This window comes from Acinetobacter sp. YH12069 (assembly GCF_013419675.1).
Taxonomy (GTDB): Bacteria; Pseudomonadota; Gammaproteobacteria; order Pseudomonadales; family Moraxellaceae; genus Acinetobacter; species Acinetobacter amyesii.
On sequence record NZ_VOZS01000017.1, the window covers coordinates 52335 to 72642 of the forward strand.

General features: G+C 42.5%; 18 protein-coding genes, 1 pseudogene and 1 riboswitch. Of the genes and pseudogenes, 8 read left to right on the plus strand and 11 right to left on the minus strand.

Annotated features, from left to right (window positions below):
• Window positions 1-41: 41 nt before the first annotated feature.
• From FTU16_RS12705 to xerD, 3 genes are all read right to left on the minus strand, one after another.
• Window positions 42-1346, minus strand: coding sequence for a homoserine dehydrogenase (locus tag FTU16_RS12705; protein WP_078192857.1), 1305 nt, complete (start codon window positions 1344-1346; stop codon window positions 42-44).
• A gap of 130 nt (window positions 1347-1476) precedes the next feature.
• Window positions 1477-2289, minus strand: a complete 813-nt coding sequence (locus FTU16_RS12710) for a DsbC family protein (protein ID WP_180010679.1) — start codon at window positions 2287-2289, stop codon at window positions 1477-1479.
• Between the two features lie 96 nt (window positions 2290-2385).
• Window positions 2386-3303 (minus strand): site-specific tyrosine recombinase XerD, encoded by a 918-nt coding sequence (xerD, locus tag FTU16_RS12715; protein ID WP_180163401.1) that lies wholly within the window; start codon window positions 3301-3303, stop codon window positions 2386-2388.
• Between the two features lie 172 nt (window positions 3304-3475).
• Between xerD and FTU16_RS12720 the strand changes: the two genes are divergently transcribed.
• From FTU16_RS12720 to ftsW, 5 genes are all read left to right on the plus strand, one after another.
• On the plus strand, window positions 3476-3739 hold the full coding sequence (locus FTU16_RS12720) for a FeoA family protein (RefSeq protein WP_111884859.1): 264 nt from the start codon (window positions 3476-3478) through the stop codon (window positions 3737-3739).
• Entirely contained in the window at window positions 3736-5598 is a 1863-nt protein-coding gene (feoB, locus tag FTU16_RS12725) for a ferrous iron transport protein B (protein WP_180163402.1), read from the plus strand. The genes FTU16_RS12720 and feoB overlap by 4 nt, the downstream gene beginning before the upstream one ends.
• A 39-nt stretch (window positions 5599-5637) precedes the next feature.
• On the plus strand, window positions 5638-5889 hold the full coding sequence (locus FTU16_RS12730; protein WP_180039944.1) for a DUF6587 family protein: 252 nt from the start codon (window positions 5638-5640) through the stop codon (window positions 5887-5889).
• Window positions 5890-6048: 159 nt separating this feature from the next.
• Window positions 6049-7395, plus strand: a complete 1347-nt coding sequence (gene murD, locus FTU16_RS12735; protein ID WP_180163403.1) for a UDP-N-acetylmuramoyl-L-alanine--D-glutamate ligase — start codon at window positions 6049-6051, stop codon at window positions 7393-7395.
• 21 nt (window positions 7396-7416) lie between these two features.
• Entirely contained in the window at window positions 7417-8613 is a 1197-nt protein-coding gene (gene ftsW, locus FTU16_RS12740; protein ID WP_180163404.1) for a putative lipid II flippase FtsW, read from the plus strand.
• Here the strand turns inward: ftsW and FTU16_RS12745 are convergent.
• The 7 genes from FTU16_RS12745 to FTU16_RS12775 all read right to left on the minus strand — a co-directional run bounded on the left by FTU16_RS12745 (window position 8602) and on the right by FTU16_RS12775 (window position 15345).
• Complete coding sequence (locus tag FTU16_RS12745) at window positions 8602-8862, minus strand: zinc-ribbon domain-containing protein (RefSeq protein WP_078189439.1); 261 nt, start codon at window positions 8860-8862, stop codon at window positions 8602-8604. The genes ftsW and FTU16_RS12745 overlap by 12 nt on opposite strands.
• Before the next feature lie 85 nt (window positions 8863-8947).
• Window positions 8948-9865, minus strand: coding sequence for a tRNA glutamyl-Q(34) synthetase GluQRS (gene gluQRS / locus FTU16_RS12750; RefSeq protein WP_373683901.1), 918 nt, complete (start codon window positions 9863-9865; stop codon window positions 8948-8950).
• Window positions 9866-9869: 4 nt separating this feature from the next.
• A complete protein-coding gene (gene dksA / locus FTU16_RS12755) occupies window positions 9870-10397 on the minus strand; it encodes an RNA polymerase-binding protein DksA (RefSeq protein ID WP_078189438.1) in 528 nt (175 codons plus the stop codon).
• A gap of 209 nt (window positions 10398-10606) precedes the next feature.
• Entirely contained in the window at window positions 10607-11410 is an 804-nt protein-coding gene (gene cpdA / locus FTU16_RS12760) for a 3',5'-cyclic-AMP phosphodiesterase (RefSeq protein ID WP_180039950.1), read from the minus strand.
• A 10-nt stretch (window positions 11411-11420) separates the two neighbouring features.
• Window positions 11421-12041: an NUDIX domain-containing protein gene (locus tag FTU16_RS12765; RefSeq protein WP_111884865.1), complete on the minus strand. Its 621-nt coding sequence runs from the start codon at window positions 12039-12041 to the stop codon at window positions 11421-11423.
• A 76-nt stretch (window positions 12042-12117) separates the two neighbouring features.
• Window positions 12118-14013, minus strand: a complete 1896-nt coding sequence (gene thiC, locus FTU16_RS12770; protein ID WP_078189435.1) for a phosphomethylpyrimidine synthase ThiC — start codon at window positions 14011-14013, stop codon at window positions 12118-12120.
• Window positions 14014-14129: 116 nt separating this feature from the next.
• A riboswitch (TPP riboswitch) is annotated at window positions 14130-14256 on the minus strand.
• 102 nt (window positions 14257-14358) lie between these two features.
• The gene (locus tag FTU16_RS12775) at window positions 14359-15345 is read right to left on the minus strand and encodes a hypothetical protein (protein WP_218955650.1); all 987 of its coding nucleotides are present in this window, start codon (window positions 15343-15345) and stop codon (window positions 14359-14361) included.
• Window positions 15346-15659: 314 nt separating this feature from the next.
• On the opposite strand from FTU16_RS12775, the gene FTU16_RS12780 reads away from it, so the two are divergent.
• Together FTU16_RS12780 and phoU are read left to right on the plus strand one after the other, a co-directional pair.
• The gene (locus tag FTU16_RS12780) at window positions 15660-17015 is read left to right on the plus strand and encodes a TolC family outer membrane protein (RefSeq protein ID WP_180163406.1); all 1356 of its coding nucleotides are present in this window, start codon (window positions 15660-15662) and stop codon (window positions 17013-17015) included.
• 83 nt (window positions 17016-17098) lie between these two features.
• Window positions 17099-17815: a phosphate signaling complex protein PhoU gene (phoU, locus tag FTU16_RS12785; RefSeq protein WP_078189433.1), complete on the plus strand. Its 717-nt coding sequence runs from the start codon at window positions 17099-17101 to the stop codon at window positions 17813-17815.
• 58 nt (window positions 17816-17873) lie between these two features.
• Here the strand turns inward: phoU and FTU16_RS12790 are convergent, their stop codons facing one another.
• Window positions 17874-19670, minus strand: a complete 1797-nt coding sequence (locus FTU16_RS12790; RefSeq protein WP_078189432.1) for an ABC transporter ATP-binding protein — start codon at window positions 19668-19670, stop codon at window positions 17874-17876.
• A gap of 172 nt (window positions 19671-19842) precedes the next feature.
• On the opposite strand from FTU16_RS12790, the pseudogene FTU16_RS12795 reads away from it, so the two are divergent.
• A pseudogene (locus tag FTU16_RS12795) lies at window positions 19843-20142 on the plus strand (alpha-ketoglutarate-dependent dioxygenase AlkB); the annotation flags it as partial.
• Window positions 20143-20308 lie beyond the last annotated feature (166 nt).

Sequence of the window (20308 nt, forward strand, 5' to 3'; positions counted from 1 at the left end):
AGAGCTTGGCGAGAGGAACTGAAATATTCCCCTCGACCCGATTAATTATCAAGCGATTCTAAACGAATTCGTACAATTTCGCCATGAATGACAGGCAATGCTTGAATTTGTTGAAGGGCTTCATCCATTTTAGATTCTTTGACTGGATCAGTCAGAATCACGATAGGAATAAGATCTTTTAAGCGCGGCTGTTGCATGATCGCATCGATGCTGATTCCTGCACGGCTTAAAATCGTAGTGACATCAGCAAGAACGCCAGTTTGATCTTCGGCATTAATACGGATGTAATAGCCTGTGGTCATTTCTTCACGTGGAAGAATTGGTAAATCAGTTAGGGCTTCAAACGCAAGCTGTGGAATTGTACCTGCGCCATCTTCGGTATATGAGATGTCACGGACAATATCGACAACGTCAGCAACCACCGCTGATGCTGTCGGGCCTGCACCTGCGCCTGCGCCATAGTAAAGCGTTGGACCAACAGCATTGGCTTGAACCAATACAGCATTTTTAACGCCATTTACATTGGCAATCAGTTGGTCTTCAGGGATCAGCGTTGGATGAACACGAAGCTCAATACCCGTTGCAGCACGACGTGCAATACCTAAATGTTTAATACGGAAACCAAGGTCTTCTGCATATTTGACATCTTGCGCAGTGACTTTGCTGATGCCTTCAGTGAAGACTTTGTCAAACTGGAGTGGGATACCAAAAGCAATAGAAGCCAGCAATGTTAACTTGTGCGCTGCATCGATTCCTTCGACGTCGAAAGTTGGATCTGCTTCGGCATAACCGAGTTCTTGCGCTTCTTTGAGAACGTCTGCAAAGGCACGACCTTTTTCACGCATTTCAGTCAGGATAAAGTTACCTGTACCGTTAATAATACCTGCAAGCCAGTCAATTTTATTGGCTGCCAAACCTTCACGGAGGACTTTAATAATTGGGATACCGCCTGCGACAGCTGCTTCATAAGCAATCTGAACGTGATGATCATCGGCCAATTTAAATAATTCATTGCCGTGTTCAGCTAATAAAGCTTTGTTGGCTGTAACCACTTGTTTGCCATGAACGATTGCTTCACGAATTACTTCATACGCAGGGTGAATGCCGCCCATAACTTCAACCACAACGTCTACATCGGGTTGACGGACGATATCCAATAAATCAGCACTTTGCTTTACTGAAGCAGGCAGTTCTAAATCAGGACGAGGGCGACGCGTACCCACATGGGTAATTTCAATTTCACGACCGGTGCGACGTTTAATCTCAGCAGCATTTTCTTTTAGTAGTTTAAGGGCACCACCACCCACAGTACCAAGACCGAGGATTGCCAGACGAACTGGTTTCACGTCACACTCCATTTATTTCATCATTGCTTTAAGTGAGTTTAGATCATAGCTAAAAAAACGTTCGGACTCTAGGGTAGAAATCACTTTATTCCCACCCATAAAAAACATTCATTTAGCCTATAAAAATTAGTTATTTAAGCGCACTTTCAAGTTCGGAAGCCGACATGTAAGCACCGATGTGTTTGCCTTCTGCGTTATAGATCGCTGGCGTACCATTCACACCAATATTTAGACCCATTTCATACATGCTGCGCACTGGGTTTTTACATGATGCTGGCTCGATTTGCTCACCGGCAATGGCTTTATCAAATGCGGCACGACGGTCTTTGCTACACCAGATAGTTTCCATCATTGGCATGTGTTGTTCACCACGTGGCCAAGCGATGTAACGGACTTCAATGCCACGGGCATTAATATCATCCATTTGTTCATGTAACTTATGGCAATAAGGACAGCTGACATCGGTAAACACATAAACCACGTGTTTGGTTTTACCTTTGGCTTTATAGATTAGTAAGTCTTCGGTTTTTAATTGATCAAATAGTTTTTTGTTGGCGTCTGCTTGTAGCGTATCGCCTACATTAAAGAGTTGTTTTTCACCCAAACGAACCACGTCGCCTTGGAAAATGTATTTACCATCAGCTGTAGCATAGACTGCAGGCATGCCTTCAAAACTCACCCAAAACAAATTAGGAACTTCAGTCGCTTTCACCCCAGTGACTTTGGCATTGATATTGGCTTTTTGCAAATTGGATTGCAAAGTATCAATTAAACGCTGCTGAGCATTACGTTCAGATAAATTCGAAGCTTCACCAGTTGCAGGTGTACTTGCCGTTAATGTCGCGTCTTTCTTTTCATCATTATTTGAATTAGAACAAGCCACTAACGCCATACTGGCAACAAGTGTCGATGCGAGAAAAATTTTTGAACGGGTAAATAACATAAACAACCCTTTTCTTTTAGCTTTATCAAACAGGTGAGTAAGCATAGCAAAAAATATCGGGCACGATAGAACTTCTTGGTCTGATATTTCCTGCCGTTAAGCTCTTGGATGATAGTCTGCATGTAATTTTTGCATACGAACTTGCGCGACATGGGTATAAATTTGCGTGGTAGACAAGTCACTGTGGCCGAGCAGCATCTGCACGACACGTAAGTCGGCACCGTGGTTGAGCAAATGCGTGGCAAAGGCATGACGCAAGGTATGTGGTGATAATTCGGCTTGAATACCTGCAATGAGCGCATAGCGTTTAATCGCGTACCAAAAGTTTTGGCGACTCATCATTCCACCGAGTTGAGTGAGAAATAAAGCATCGGTTGCGCTTTTGTATAAGACGGGACGTGCTTCAGCTAAATATTTCTCGATCCATTCCACCGCCATTTGACCTAAAGGAACTAAGCGTTCTTTATTGCCTTTACCGGTAATCCGTAAATAGCCTTGTTTCAGATTGATCAGTTCTAATCTTAAATTTAATAACTCAGAGACACGTAAACCACAGGCATACAGCACTTCGAGCATGGCACGATCACGTAGACCCAATGCGGTGTTGAGGTCTGGGGCATTAATCAGGGCTTCAACATCTGCTTCAGATAAATCCTTTGGTAGGGCACGACCCAATTTGGGTGTTTTATGGATTGCAACAGGATTGTCACTGCGTATTTTTTGTTCACGCAAGAACTTGAAAAATGAACGCAGTGCAGAAAGTGAGCGGGCGATCGAGCGAGGGCTTTTTCCTTGTTTAGTCAGGCTGAGCAAGACATCTGAAATGTCGTCACTACTCCAATCTGTCATGATATGCGTATGACACTCACTGCATTGAATTAAATCAGATAAATATGCATTTCGAGTGTGTGGACTGACGGTTTGAGCAATTAAATCATCACGATATCCGTGTAAAAAACTGAGTGATTCTGGAATTTGGACTGGGGTTGGAATACGTGGTTTTTTATTTAACATGTGCCGCTCATTTTCGAAATTAAACCAAGAAATCACAATGGTTTAATGCAATGTAATTTAAAAAAATAGTCGTGTCGATGCTAGATTGTTAAATGAGAATTGAAATCGAATCCGATTTGTTAATTATTCTCATTTGTTTGTATAATATTCAAAATTTTTTAGGGTTAGTTGCGTGCGATTATCTGATTTGAAAGTGAAACAAAGCGCAGTCATTCATAAGGTACATCGTAACCAGAATGGCAACAATGCTCCGGCTGATTTAGTCGCTAGCCGTTTAGAGACTTTGGGTTTTGTTCCCGGAACAAAAGTACAGGTGATTACCAAAGGTATTTTTGGTGGTGACCCGATTTTAATTCAAGTTGGGTTTACTCGTTTCGCACTGCGAAAAATAGAAGCTGAAAAAGTGGAAATAGCAATGGAAGGTGCATCAGCATGAGTGATGCGTTACGTATTGCCCTCGTTGGTAATCCAAACTGTGGTAAAACTTCATTATTCAATCATTTAACGGGTACACGTCAGAAAGTTGCGAACTATGCTGGGGTAACGGTTGAGCGCAAGGTTGGTCAATTTACGTTGCCATCGGGTAAATCTGTTCGAGTTTTGGATTTGCCGGGGACGTATAGCTTAGAAGCGACGAGTCCTGATGAAGCCATTACGCGTGATGTCGTGCAAGGTAAAATTGCAGAAGAAGGGCATCAAGATGTCTTTTTATGTGTAGTTGATGCGACAAACTTAAAATTGCACCTCGGTTTGGTCATGGAAATGATCGATTTGGGTCGTCCAATTTTACTTGTCCTCAATATGATGGATGAAGCACGCCGTCGTGGCATGCAAATCAATACCCAAAAGCTGTCTCAGCGTTTGGGCGTTCCTGTTGTAGAAACCGTTGCTGTACGTAATGCGGGTATTGAAAACTTAATGGGTGCTTTGGATGCTGAAGGTTTCAGAAAACCAGATGCGTCATTAAGTGATACCAATCTTTCTGGAACTAACCACGAAAAAATTGAACAAATTTTAAAAGACGTGGTGGTGTTTGTTGATCATGAAGATAAACGCTCAGACTTCCTCGATAAAATTTTTCTACATCCAGTCTTTGGTTTAATTACCTTAGCGGTGATGATGTTTATTATCTTCCAAGCGGTGTTTGCATGGGCTGCGCCGTTTATGGACGGTATTGAAACCTTCTTCGGTTGGTTCGGTGAATTGGTTGGTGAACACATTTCACATCCACTCCTGAACAGCTTGGTGGTTGATGGGATCATTGCGGGTGCAGGTGGTGTGGTGGTGTTCTTGCCGCAGATTTTAATTTTATTCTTCTTTATTTTGGTTTTAGAAGAATCAGGTTATTTACCACGTGCAGCATTCTTGCTAGATAAGCTGATGTTTAAAGCCGGACTGAGTGGTCGTGCTTTTATTCCTCTGCTATCTAGTTTTGCCTGTGCTGTACCGGGCATTATGGCAACCCGGAGTATTCAAGACCCTCGAGATCGTCTGGTCACGATTTTAGTTGCGCCGTTGATGACGTGTTCGGCACGTTTACCGGTTTATGCCTTGCTGATCTCAGCATTTATTCCACAGCAAATGGTCTGGGGCATCTTTAACTTACAAGGCTTGGTGTTATTTGCATTATATGCAGCCGGGATTGTGAGTGCCTTAATTGTGGCAACAGTGCTGAAATTCTTCCAAAAAGATAAATCACAGCATGCCTTATTGATGGAACTTCCAAGCTACCGTTTCCCAGATATTAAGAGTGTTTGGATTGGTTTACTGGACCGTGCCAAGATTTTCTTGAAACGTGTCGGTGGCATCATTTTCGCTTTATCGATTTTGTTATGGTTCTTGTGTACTTTCCCGCAACCGCCAGAAGGCGCAACCTTGCCGGATATTGATTATTCATTGGCAGGTATGCTTGGGCATGTATTACAACCGATTTTTGCACCATTAGGTTTTAACTGGCAGATCTGTATTGCCTTAATTCCAGCGATGGCTGCACGTGAAGTCGTTGTGGCGGCATTGGGTACGGTGTATGCCTTGTCTGCAACAGATGACGATGCTATGTCTCAAGGTCTGGCAAATTTAATTAGTAGCGATGGGTCATTGGGTTGGTCATTGGCAACCGGTCTATCATTATTGGTGTGGTTTATTTATGCGCCACATTGCTTGGCGACACTGGCGACAGTTAAACGTGAAACTGGCTCCTTGAAGACGGTGAGTTTCATGACCATCTATTTATTTGGTTTGGCTTATTTAATGGCATTCATCACGTATCAAATTGCAACACGCTATTTTGGATAGTGAATCTTGAATGGCAAAAGCTGAACAAAGGAGAGAGACATGCTTGAATCAATAATTATTGCGGTATTGGTGATTTGGAGTGCTGTCGTGGTGTTTAAGAAGGTATTTCCAAAAACATCAAACTCAGTCTTCACAACTTTATCTGAGCACTGTGCAAACCGTGGTTGGAACAGTTTAGCCAAATGGTTAAAGCCCAAAATGGTCGCAGGCTGTGCAGGCGGTTGTGGATGTTCAGCTTCGGATAATCCATCTGCAAAAAAAGCTGAAGTACAAGCGGTGAAATGGAAATAAGCTCACCGTCAATTGCTTGAAGAAACCGCTCAAGATGGGCGGTTTTTTTACGAGCGGACACAAAAAAACTGCGAGAAAGTGAAAACATAAAAAGCATTCAAAACAGCAAAGTGCTAACATTTTGTCAGATTTAAAAACCGACCAAAAAATGGGGCGAAAATGTTAATACAGCGTGGTGGATTGAAGGTTGTTGCCGGATTAGGGATTTCTGGTGTTTCCGCAGTGAATTTCTTACATAGCCATGGCTACCGCGTTGCAGTCACCGATTCACGAGCAGTCCCACCGGGTCATGATCAAATTTCAAGTGATGTACAAACCAGTTTTGGTCAGTTGGATCAAGATTTATTACTCCAAGCAGAAGAAATTATTATCAGCCCGGGACTAGATCCAAAATTACCGCAAATTCAGGCGGCCATTGCAGCCAACATTCCTGTGGTTTCAGAAATTCAAATTTTACGTCGTGCGACGGATAAGCCAATTGTCGCGATTACAGGTTCGAATGCGAAAAGTACCGTAACGACTTTATTTGGTCTTATGGCAGCAGATGCAGGCAAAAAAGTGGCAGTGGGTGGTAACCTGGGTCGTCCAGCTTTGGATCTCACCAAAGATGATCCAGAGCTTTATGTTTTAGAGCTTTCAAGTTTTCAATTAGAAACCACGTCGAACTTGGCAGCAGAAGTGGCTGTGGTGTTGAACATGAGTGAAGACCATTTGGACCGTCATGGCGATATGATGGGCTATCACACTGCGAAGCATCGTATTTTCCAAGCGGTGAAAAAAGTGGTGTATAACCGTGATGACTCATTAACACGTCCATTGGTTCCAGATATTACTCCAATGCAAAGCTTTGGCCTAAATGCTCCAGATATGAATCAGTTCGGTATTTTACGCGATACTGATGGCACAATTTGGTTGGCACGTGGTCGTGAGCGTTTACTGAAAAGTGCAGATATGTATATCCAAGGGACACATAATGTGGCAAACGCCTTGGCATGTTTAGCTTTGGGTGAAGCGATTGGTTTGCCACTAGCAGGCATGTTGGAAACCTTGAAAACCTTTAAAGGCTTAGAGCACCGCTGTGAATTTGTCAAAGAAGTGCATGGTGTTCGTTATTATAACGATTCTAAAGGTACCAATATAGGTGCGACTTTAGCTGCGATTGATGGCCTGGGTGCTGCGATTGAAGCCAAAGGCGGTAAAGTGGCGATTATTTTAGGTGGTCAAGGCAAAGGGCAGGACTTTACTGCGCTGCGTGATTCACTTTCAAAATATGCCAAAGTTGCGGTATTGATTGGTGAAGATCGTCCAATTATTGAAAAAGCGATTGAAGGGACAACCACGCTGATTCATGCTGAAAGTTTGAAACAAGCGGTTGAGCTGTGCCAACAAAATGCGGTAGTCAATGATGTGGTGTTATTGTCTCCAGCGTGCGCAAGTTTTGATATGTTTAAAGGCTACAGTGAGCGTGGACACCAATTTGTTGATTGTGTGAATGCACTCGTTTAAAAGAACGATAAGGAAAGTTGTATGGCTGGGTTGGCTCAGACGACCATAAATAGAATAAATGAAGTTGTAGAGCGTTGGCTTCCTCGGTTACCTGCCGAGGTCAACGTGCGCAATGTTCTGGTGTTCTGTGTTTTGGCATTGTTGTGTATTGGTTCGATCATGGTGGCATCTGCGTCGATGCCTTATGCAGAACGCATGCATGAAAATGCCTTCCATTACATTTCACGACACGGGATTTCGATTGCCGCTGCCGCCATGGCTGCGTATATCGCCTATAAAGTGCCGTTAAATGTGTGGTTTAACAACACCTTCTTTTTATGGATTGTGACCATTGTCCTGTTAGCTGCCGTTTTGGCGGTAGGTACTGAAGTCAATGGTTCTAAGCGTTGGATTCGGATCGCAGGTTTTACCTTACAGGCTTCGGAAGTCGCCAAAGTCATGATGGCGATATTTACCGCAGACTATGTGGTACGGCGTGCCGAAGAAGTCCGCAATAACATCAAGGGCTTGGTACGTTTGGCAGTGATTATGGCTGCAACTGTCGGTTTGGTCATGGCTGAGCCCGATTTAGGGGCGACGGTGGTGATTGCCTTAACCATGCTAGGGGTATTCTTCCTCGCAGGAGCACCGTTGATTCAGTTCGCAATTGCCTTTGGTGCGATCATCATGGCATTTGTGTTCTTGATTTTATTTGAACCCTACCGTTTAGAACGATTGATGTCGTTCTCAAATCCATGGAATGATCCACTAGGTGCAGGCTACCAGTTATCAAATGCATTAATGGCTTTTGGTCGCGGTGAATGGTTTGGTGTCGGATTAGGTCATAGTATTCAAAAAATGTCGTATTTACCTGAGGCACATACCGACTTCATGTTGGCGGTTTTGGGTGAAGAATTTGGCTTCTTTGGGATTTTGACCGTATTGACGCTTTCTTTTGTGATGTTGGTCTGCTGTATTCGCATTGGTCATCGTGCTTTACGTCATCAATACTTGCGTGCAGGCTACTTGGCTTATGGCATCAGTATTATCTTCTTGCTGCAAATTTTGGTGAATGCCGGCATGAACATGGGCATGCTTCCAACCAAGGGTTTGACCTTACCGTTTATTAGTTATGGGGGATCTTCTCTGATTATCTGTGCGGTTATGGTGAGTCTGATCTTAAAGATCGATGCGACGACCAAAGAAGTGAACCCAAGTAAAGAAGAATCAAGCTTCTAAATTGGTATCTCGTTGCGGATCGGGAGATGCATGGTGGAGGACACTGGCTGGCATCTCCGTTCCACAATGGAGACATTTGACCAAGCTCGCCTTGGCTTTAGAAAGGGGAATCAATGGAATAAAAAATAAAGAAAAATAATTACGTTGCTGTTTTAACTCATACTGAGTTCTGCTTCGGCAGACAGGGCAAGTAAATTGGCTCTTTTCAATGACTTTGGTTTTCGGACCAACTCCAAAAATAAAAAACATTAGGCTCTCCAATGGTCGATTGATCACTTTATTAAAGCATAATTCAATTGAAAATCGAGTGATTGGCTTAGATCAATATTTGGGTTTATTGATAGATTTGAGGCAATGCTGTGCCATGGGGAATATGTTGAATATCCCACTGCGCAATCGCCTGTTGCAGCATAATACGCGGCGTGTCTAAGTCGACTGGCGGTTGGTGTAGGGCCTGCAATGCTTGTTGCAATAAAGATGCTGCTTTTTTTAAATCAAGAGCTTGAGCCATATTCTGTTTTGACAGTTTTTGTCCCTGATTATTCATTGCCAATGGCAAGTGCATGTATTCAAGGCGTGGATAACCCAAAACCTGTCCGAGCCAAATTTGACGTTCGGTATTGTCTAATAGATCAGCCCCACGTACAACATGGGTCATCCCTTGTAGGTAGTCATCCACCACGACAGCAAGTTGATAATTGATAATGCCATCACGGCGTTTTAAGACGAAGTCGCCCAAATCTTGTTGCAGATTGGAGCAATGCGTCCCTTGTAAGCGGTCGGTAAAACAAATGTTCTGTGCATCGACTTTGATTCGAATGGCCTGATCCTGAAGGGGAAGGCCCAGATTGCGACATGTGCCTTGATAGATATGATTCGAACCAAGCATTTTTCGGGTGCATTGACAAGCATAGACCAAGCCTTGGGCATGCAAATGTGTAATGACCTGCTCATAGATTTCGAGGCGGTCTTTTTGGAAAATGATCTCGGCATCTGGTTCGAATTGAAATGCATCAATACAACGTAAGATGTGTTCTTCGCTGCCGGGAAATATACGTGGAATGTCGGTATCTTCGATACGAACCACCCATTGCCCCTGATGGGCACGGGCATCGCAGTAGCTTGCGACTGCTGTAATTAAAGAGCCAAAATGCAAAGGGCCGGTTGGCGATGGCGCAAACCGACCCACGTAATGCTCTGCAGCTTTCCCTCCCTTATCTAAAGGGAGGGCTAGAGAGGAATTACTCAACACAGAATTAACCGTTATTTTGCTTCTCTTTGATCTCTGCAAGTGTTTTGCAGTCGATACATAAAGTTGCTGTTGGACGTGCTTCTAGGCGACGTAAGCCAATTTCGATACCACACGTTTCACAGAAGCCGTAGTCATCATTTTTGATCGCTTCAATTGATTGTTCAATTTTACGGATCAGTTTACGTTCACGGTCACGTGTACGAAGTTCAATCGCAAATTCTTCTTCTTGCGTTGCACGGTCGTTCACATCTGGAAGCGCAGTATTTTCGTCTTGCATGGTATTCAAAGTACGGTCTACTTCTGACATTAACTCAGCTTTCCACGCCAATAAGATGTGGCGGAAATGCTCAAGTTGCCCTTCAGACATGTATTCTTCATTCTTTTTAGGCTGATAAGGTTCAATACCAAATAAGCTTGCAGTAGAACCACCTTCAGTCGCCTTTGGCTTTGATTTGCGCACGCGTTTGGTAGACTTTTCGTCTACTACATCAGTTTGTTCGTCTAAGACTTGATTTTGGTTGTCATTCGCCATATAGGGCATTCCTCATCATATGCATATATCTATACGCAAAAAATATGGTGATATGCAAGTTTTTTATCCACCCAACACAGAGTTTCCTTCTGTGGGGGTCGTCATCATATAGACTTTTTCTGCTTATTGATAGTCTTTGATGTTTGGATTCTAACTATCACTTTTCCTTTAGAAGCCATAAAGTAAAGCAAAAAAATCAAATTGAAAAGTTAATAACCTGAAATTTCAACATTAATTTGAGGTTGTTTTAATTTGACCCGAACAACTTCAGTTTTAAATTCACCATTATCATTCAGATAGAGTGCACGATACCCTGGTAAAGCCTCATCTAAGGCAAAATTTTCACTATGCGGTTTGAACTGAACACTGGTCGAAGGCGTCGATAAAAACTGAATATTGCGCCATTGATTAGACGAGTCTTGATGTACGTGTCCGCATAGTACAATTTTGACATTGTCATGGCGTGAAAGCACATCTATGAGATGTTCAGCGTTCTTTAGTTTATGCTGATCTATCCAATGCGATTGCATGGCAAAAGGGTGGTGGTGGCATGCCACAATGATGTGTTGCTGTGGGTGTGCTGTGAGTAACTGATCTAATTGTTCCAACTGCTGTTGTGATACCCAACCATCCACTTTTCCTTTAACCGCACTGTTCAGTAAAATCAGACACCAATTGCCTAATGCGATGCAGTGAGCACGATCTTCCTGTTGATGAAATGGGAAGCAAGACGTTTCGTCATGGTTCCCCGGAATCTGATAAAACGGAAACGGCTGCTGTTGCATATATTCGAGATAACGCGCATAGGTACGCTCTACCGGCACTTGTGCAAGATCGCCGGTATGGACAAGCGTATCGATGTGATGATGGTTCAACTGAATTTGTTGAATCACATCGTGAAAACTCTGCTCTGGATTCATGCGGACAAATTCAAGATCTTCCTGATCCATTAAATGTGTGTCCGAGATCTGGATCAGTGTCCAGTCGTATTGTGGTGTATCCCTTAAAGTCATGTCCTTCCCCTTAGACATTCCTTGTAGTATGTATTTGTTGTTGTAACCATTGCAAGGCCATAATGACAGGTGCGTTTTTTAGCCGACCATTGGTTAATAATTCAGGAATATCAGCATAGTTTAAGATATGCAATTGAATATTTTCTCCTTCATCAGGCATGCCAAAGACTCCTCCATGTTCAGGCAGTTCAGCTTCAGCACTATAAAGGTGGAATAATTCCGCGCAGGCACCCGCAGAGGGATAAAAACTAAATAAATGCTGTAGTGCATCTAATTCACAGCCTGATTCTTCCAAACTTTCACGGCGGATGCAGCTTTCAGCGGATTCATCACCATCGAGCACGCCGGCAATAATCTCTAGTTGCCATGGCGAAGTTTCATCATCAATCGCCCCAATGCGGAATTGTTCAATTAAGGCAAATTTTTGTTGTTGATGACTATAGATCAGCACACCTGCTGCTTCAGGACGATGAATCAATTCACGCTGAATGGTTGGAATCATGCTGTCTTGATGGAATAAGCGGTGTCGAAGCTGAACTTTTTCAACTTGAATAAAGCCTTTATAAAGATGTTCACGCCCTTCAATGCTGTAATCTTTTTTGTTATATGTGGCCTGTTTAATAATATTCATAAGCGCTAATTAGGATGAAATCTTCCATTTCATCCTAACCGAGATTTTGTTGAATACAAAAGATTTTTTTTAAGCTTTACACTTTATGGTACAACTTTTGACCATGTTCATGATAGGCCGCTTTCATGCTTTGTAAACCTGTCTCAATTTCAGGATTAGATTCTGAAGAAAGCTGCATATCTTGCTGATTTTTTGCATAATCTCTCACATTTTGTGTGATTTTCATCGAGCAAAATTTAGGTCCACACATTGAACAAAAATGGGCTGATTTATGTGCTTCTTTCGGCATAGTTTCATCATGCATGCTACGCGCTGTATCAGGGTCTAAGCTCAGATTAAATTGGTCTTCCCAGCGGAATTCAAAGCGTGCTTTGGATAATGCATTATCACGAGCCTGCGCACCGGGATGACCTTTGGCAAGGTCTGCGGCATGGGCTGCAATTTTGTAGGTGATAATGCCATCTTTGACGTCTTTTTTATCTGGTAGACCAAGGTGCTCTTTCGGGGTCACATAACACAGCATCGCGGTGCCGTACCAACCAATCATTGCTGCACCTATCGCAGAGGTAATGTGGTCATAGCCCGGGGCAATATCGGTGGTGAGTGGTCCAAGGGTATAGAAAGGCGCTTCTTTGCATACCTCGAGCTGTAGATCCATATTTTCTTTGATCATATGCATTGGGACATGGCCCGGGCCTTCAATCATGACTTGTACATCATGTTCCCATGCACGGTGAGTCAATTCACCTAAGGTGCGTAATTCACTAAATTGAGCTTCATCGTTGGCATCTTGAATACACCCTGGACGTAAACCATCACCTAAACTGAATGACACATCATAGGCTTTCATGATTTCGCAGATTTCATCAAAATGCGTATACAGGAAGTTTTCTTCATGATGCGCTAAGCACCACTGCGCCATGATGGATCCGCCACGTGACACAATACCTGTTAAACGGTTGGCGGTGAGTGGAACATAACGAAGCAGTACGCCTGCATGGATGGTAAAGTAATCGACACCTTGCTCGGCTTGTTCAATCAGTGTGTCTTTGAAAATTTCCCAGGTTAAGTCCTCTGCGACACCATCAACTTTTTCTAAAGCTTGGTAAATTGGCACGGTGCCAATCGGTACAGGGGAGTTGCGAATAATCCATTCGCGGGTTTCATGGATATTTTTACCTGTCGATAAATCCATGATGGTGTCAGCGCCCCAACGAGTTGCCCAAGTCATTTTTGCCACTTCTTCATCGATGCTTGAACCAAGTGCTGAGTTACCAATGTTGGCATTGATTTTCACCAAGAAGTTACGACCAATAATCATCGGTTCACATTCAGGGTGGTTAATGTTGGCAGGGATAATGGCACGACCTTCAGCCACTTCTTGACGTACAAATTCTGGGGTGATTTCAGTTAAATTGCGTGCGCCAAAATTTTGACCGGCATGTTGGCGCATATCAACACCTTCACGCTGGCGCTGATTTTCACGAATCGCAATGTATTCCATTTCAGGGGTGATGATGCCTTGTTTGGCATAGTGCATTTGAGACACATTGTGTCCACGACGAGCGCGACGGGGTTTTGAAATATGCGCAAAACGAATCTCTGCAGTACGAATATCTCGAAGACGCTCTTGTCCAAATTTTGAAGTTAAGGTATCGAGTATTTCCGTATCATTTCGTGACTCAATCCAAGATTCACGGACATTGGGTAGACCTTGATTTAGGTCAATTTGAATATTGGGGTCAGTATAAGCACCAGAGGTGTCATAGACCATGATCGGCAGATTTTTTTCTCCACCCAGACCTGTAGGCGTATCTGTAAGGCTAATTTCACGCATTGGTACGCGAATATCAGGACGTGAGCCTTGGATATAGACTTTTTTTGACGCGGGGAGAATACGGGTGAGATCTTTAGCATCTTGTTCATGTTGAGCAGCGCGATCTGAAGCGGTGAGATTCGTTAATTGGTTCATTGCAATGATCCTTATGAATGACATCAACGAATCAAGCACGACCAAAAACGTGGCAGTTTATCTGATGGGTTCACCTGAAAATAAAGGCGTAAAACCAAGAGATAAGAAGGGCTTAAGTTTTTAGATGGCTTGATTCCTACGCAGGTATTAACCTGATCAGGTTCAACGGTACTCATCCTTAAATTTAGCGAACTAAATTTAGATGATCTCAGCAGGAAATTACCTGCGCTCCGTCAAGCTTTGTGCGGATATTAGCATGAAGGCTGTTTTAAAACAGTGTTATTTTTCATCGATTTTGCAGTGCAGAATTTTAGGCAGGCCCGTGTGCAATTGAACTTGCATTGGCTAAGTAGAGGACTGATTTACACAGATGGCGTCACTAAAACAGTCTTTCTTATAATGCGGATCAGGATTGCGGACACCAATTAAATTCAACAGCTGCGCTTCTGATCGCTGAGTAGACGCAGCAGTATTTTGATCTAATAATTTTAAAAATAAACGCGCCTGATCTGCCAATGTGGAGTTTTTTAATTGAGCCAGGCGTTCAATTTCTTCCAAAGAACTGGCTTGAATACTGAGGCGGTCTGAAAAATCATTGGAAACTGGACTATGTGCTGAACCAATAAATAACAACTGGCTATATTGATATAGCAATTGTTGTGCATCTTTTTTGTAGGGGCTATCTGGATATTGTTTGAGATAGTCTTCCCAAAAAATTGCACGTGTAGCAATCTCTTGCGGCTCAATGGCTAAACTTTGTTGCAACAAGGCAGGTTGTGCATTTTGTTCAGCCAGTTTTTCAATAAAGACTTGCTCAGATTCTTCCATATACGGCGCAAAAATTTTGGCTAAATATTCAGGACTGCGGCGATAGCGTAACTGTCCTTCACCTGCATCGAACAATTCCACATAGGCTTGGCCTTTATGTTTCAGTAAATACTGATCGCGGGCAGTGAGCTGCTCATAATGATTTTGTTGAATGGTGGGATGCTGAGCCATATCAAAGGCAAATTGTTCGAACGCCATTTGCTGTTGAGCCGTACGTTCAACATGTAAAAAGTTGCGATACATTTGATTGGACAAACGCAGTAATTTTTTTTGTTCGTCCGCTTTTAACAGCGGCAAGCAGACTTTGAGATCTTGGTTGATTTGTTCTAAAGCGAAAGTTGTTCGTTGATCGTCTATTTCCAGCATGTTTTTTTCAAGTTTTTTGCACAGCAAAGACAAATCGACTGCTTCTTTTTGAACAGTCTTATTGTTGGAAAACTCTGGTGCAGGTTGTGGTTCAGGCTGTTGTTGGCATCCATTCAACATACTGAAACATAAAAACATTGCACTAAACTTTACAGGCAGCTGAAAAAAATTTGACACAGGAACTCGATGCGCTATAGAAGTGGTATTGTCCGATGGAATGTCGACTATTCTATAGATGAAACACGTGCAATATGTGTACTATTGTACAGTTCTTTGTTATAGCGTTGTGAGTAATGTCCGAAAACGACTGAAATTATCTGATTTTGTCGCATTTGATATAAAAAATTAATAAAAATCATACGGAAATTTGTAAGGATATGATTAGTATCTGCTTAGTTTTAGGCTTGAATATTCAATCTCGGGTATTTGAATATTAGGAATTTACAAAAAAAATGAACAAAAAAGTTGTGGTGGGTCTTTGTTTGCTTTTCACGAGTCAATGGGCGTGTGCGCTAGACCTTGTGCAAGCTTATGAACGTGCAAAACAGGAAGACCCCAATTGGCAAGCCAATAAACTACAATATGAAGCAGATAAGTTGAATTTGGGGATTGCCAATGGGAACTTACTCCCGACGGTAACAATCTCCGGAAATGTGACCCGAAAAAATCAAAATTCCAACCAAAGCGGTGCTCAAGCTGGGCTGATCATGCCAGACAGCACGACAACAAGACAAATTGCGCTCACTGCTCGTCAGCCCATTTTTCGTTGGGATGCATGGGAAGGGCTGAAGCAAGTTAAGACCTCGATTAATTTAAGTGAAATTAATCTGCTGATTCAAAAACAAGATCATATTTTAAATGTCTCAGAAGCTTATTTTAATGTCCTACGTCAGCAAGCTTTAACGGTTGCAAACTTACAAGAAGAACAGGCGCTATCTGAACAGCTGCGTATGATGAATGGCAACTTAAAAGAAGGTTTGGTGGCAAAAAGTGATGTTAGTGAAGCCAATGCACAATATCAAAATGCACGGGCTAACCGCATGGCGACCAATGTTCAATTGGTTTTGGCGCAGGAACAATTACAACAGTTGATTGGACCATATCGAGAAAATTTGGCGGTGTTACGTGAAGATTTTCAGTTTGAAAAACCGATTCCAAACAATGTACAAGCGTGGGAAGAGCTGGCTCAGGGACAGAATCTAGGCATTTTACAAGCGCGTATGCAACAACGTTATGCGGAAGATGGTAAACGTGTCGAAAAGGCCGCCTTATATCCTCAGATCGAAGCGGTAGGGACCTATGGTTATAACAAGCAAAGTCCACAATCCATCATGTCACAAGATGGTCAATTTGATCAGGTGGGGATTGAAATGAACTGGAATGTGTTTAATGGCGGACGGACGCAGAAATCCATTAAGCAAGCAGCGATCAATGTTGAAAAAAGCCAAGCACAGGTGGATGCAGCGATTCGAAAAGCACAAACCGATGTAAAAAAATCTTATATGCAAGTCGAAACGGATCAAAGTAAATTACAGGCACGTAAAGCCGCGATGGATTCTTCCGCGCAAGTGTCGTTGGCCTCACAAGCCCAGTATCAGGAAGGTCTGAAAACCATGGTTGATGTGCTACTGGCACAGCGTAATGCCTTTTCAGCCCGTCAAGATTATTTAAATTCCAAGTACGATTATTTAATACATGTACTGCAACTCAAAGCCTCCGTTGGGAAATTAACGGAAGCTGATTTAGTGGAAATGAATGCGTGGTTGGTCGATCAAAAAAATCAGCCTTCGATCCTACTAAAGAAATAATCCATGGTCATAAAAGTTTCACAATCAATATGCTTTAATATGGCACTAAAATCTGCCGATTCACGTTGTAGTGGAGACTCGCTTTGCCTAATAATCCTGTTTTAAATCATCACATTTCTTCGCAATTCAATGAAGAGTTGCAGGATGTGCATACCAAATTTATGACCATGGGTGGTTTGGTGGAGCAACAGGTTGCAAATGCCATTCATGCCTTATTGGATACGGATGCAACAATGGCGATTGATGTTCAATTTCAAGACAATACGGTGAACCGTATGGAAACTGAAATTGATGAAGCGCTTACCCTGATTTTGGCGCGCCGTCATCCTGCTGCGATTGATCTACGCATGGTGATTGCGATGTCGAAAGCCAACACCGATTTAGAACGGATTGGTGATGAAGCGGCAAAAATTGCCCGTATTGCACAAAGCTTGTGTGAAGAGGGTGGTTCACCGCGTGGTTATATGGAAACACGGCATATTGGCAACCAAGTCCGGGTGATGATTCATGATGCGCTCGATGCCTTTGCACGTTTGGATGTAGATCAGGCTTTACGTGTTCTTTTGGCCGATGCTGATATTGACCGCGAGTACCAATCGGCAACCCGTACCCTCATGACGTATATGATAGAAGATCCACGGCACATTACTCGGGTCATGAATGTACTTTGGGTGCTGCGTTCACTTGAACGTATTGGTGACCATGCTCGAAATATCTCTGAACAAGTGATTTATATGGTGAAAGGTCTAGATGTCCGTCACACCAGTGTTGAAGAAATTGAGCAAAAAGTTCAGCGTTAATTGATAAAAACCAATATGAACGAAGCCCATCACACGATGGGCTTTTTTTTGTCTAAAATTAACTATGTGTTTCTTCGTCTTCTTCAAAAGTACGGGCAATTTTGTCAATATTTAAACTTTTCGCCATCGCATCGAAGATTTGCTTATAAGCACCTTCTTGATGGTACAAATCATGATGCTCCCCGTGTTCTACGATTTGTCCGTCTTTCATCACATAGGTGTAATCAGCATCGATAATTTGCGACAAACTATGCGAAATCATGATGACTGTACGCCCTTGCTTAATTTGATCCAGACTATTTTTAATTTGTTCAGCAGCGATCGCATCTAAACTAGCCGTCGGTTCGTCCAAGAAAATAATCGGCGGATTTTTCAAGAACATGCGTGCCAAGGCAATGCGCTGTTGCTGTCCACCTGAGAGCAGTAAAGCATCGGCTTCATAGGCATGCGGAAGTTTTAAGATCTGATCATGGATCGAGGCTTTCCGTGCTGCATCGAAGACTTCTTGCTCTGTAGCTGTACTTTTGCCATAGCGAATATTTTCAAAAATTGAACCTGGGAAAATATGATTTTTTTGCAATACCAAACCAATATTTTCACGTAAATACTGTGTATCAATCTGTTCTAAATCGATGCCATCGAGTTTGATATTGCCCGCTTGAGGATGATAAAACTTATCCAGTAAGCTAATTAATGTCGATTTTCCAGCCCCAGATAAACCAACCAAGGCGGTGATTTTGTTCGGTTGGATGGTCATGTTGATGCGGTGCAATGCCTGAAAGCCATTGGGATAGCTAAAGTCGACATTGCTCAATTCAAATTGACCTTGAATCGGAGGCTGGGCAGTGCCACTGGTTTCAATTTCATGATCCGCTTCTAAGATGTTAAAGAAGCTTTCCGAATAAATCATCGCAGAGTTAATTTCATCATAGATACGATGCAGCGAGCGAATCGGGGCAGAGACATTATTAAATAACAACACGTGATACATAATCATCCCGATACTCATTTGCCCATCCAAAACAAAATAGGCTGTCAGAATGATGATCAGTACCACACCGACCTGTTCAATAAAGGTTTTGAGTCCGTCAAAGATATAACTGGTTTGCCGTGTCTGCATCTGGTTTTCAGTCAGTGACTTTTGCAGATTTAATTGCTTTTTCGATTCGACGGCTTCTTTGTTAAAAGATTTAATGACCGTTATCGAATTGATAATACTCAGAATACCCTGATTTTTCTTTTCAAAATTATCGCGTAGGGCACGGCGTTTGCCTGCCAGTTTTTGTGATTGTTTGAAAGTTAGCCAAAAATAAATCGGCACGATAATTGTGGCCACCACGCCAACCCAAACATTGGCATAATACATTAAGCCCAGTGCAATAATCGCACTGGTAAAAAGCGGTAAAATATCAATAAAAAAGATTTGAACTAGTCGTGTGAGCGAGCTGACACCCCGATCAATTCGAGTTTGGAGCTTACCTGCTTGGTTGTCTTGTTGATCGAAGAATGCCAATCGATAGGTGATAAATTTTTCAATAATGCCTTGGGACAAATCCTGAGAAATTAAAATACGTAACTTTTCACCAAACGATTTTTGTCCAAATTGCACGATGGCATTGATGACTTCTTTTCCCAGTAAAACTACGGTGATGGTGATTAATATATGCCAACCATTGGCTAGACCGAGGCCTTGCTGTAAAAGCTGATTGATGCTGTCTACGGCATATTTGAGTGTCAGGGCATTCACCTGTGCCGTGAGTGAGCCAATTAAGGTCAAGATCAGCGTCACGACCACCAGCCAGCGGTATGGCTGTACGAATGGACGTAATTTTTGGAAAAGCTGCCACAGGTTCATAAGCAATTATTTTTATTGTGAATATGAGCTTTAGTCTAAGACTGAAAATTCTATGCGACAAGTAATGACAATGTTTTGATTTGTGACGAGAGTTTTTCGGCTAAGATATTTTTTAAATGTGCTCACGACATCAGCATCACGCTGCTGTGCCAAACAGTGTTGAGTTGAACCGATGAATTTTGAATTATTTACGCCTGAACCGCATGCAAATCTGTTGCCCTATGATGGTGAAGTTGAAGATTATGGATTGATCTTCAATGCTGAAGACAGTGAAAAATATTTACGCTATTTCCTCACGCAGTTGGCTTGGCAGCATGATGAAGTCATTTTGCATGGACAGTATTTTCAAACGGAACGAAAAGTGGTTTGGTATGGAGATGCTCATTATGAGTATCACTATTCAGGCATGCAAAAGCAGGCATTGATCTGGAATCCGGCTTTACTGCGCTTAAAGAAATATATTAGATCTCTTTCATAAATCAAAAAACGATCTTCTTTTTGGTTAATATTTGCACTCCGGATTTCTTAGCATTCGTGCATAATCTGCGGATGAAATACATCGATTCAAACAAGCTTTCTGATCCTCAGTTCAAGCGATACACAGGCATCTCATGGTCAACTTTCTATTTGATGGTTGA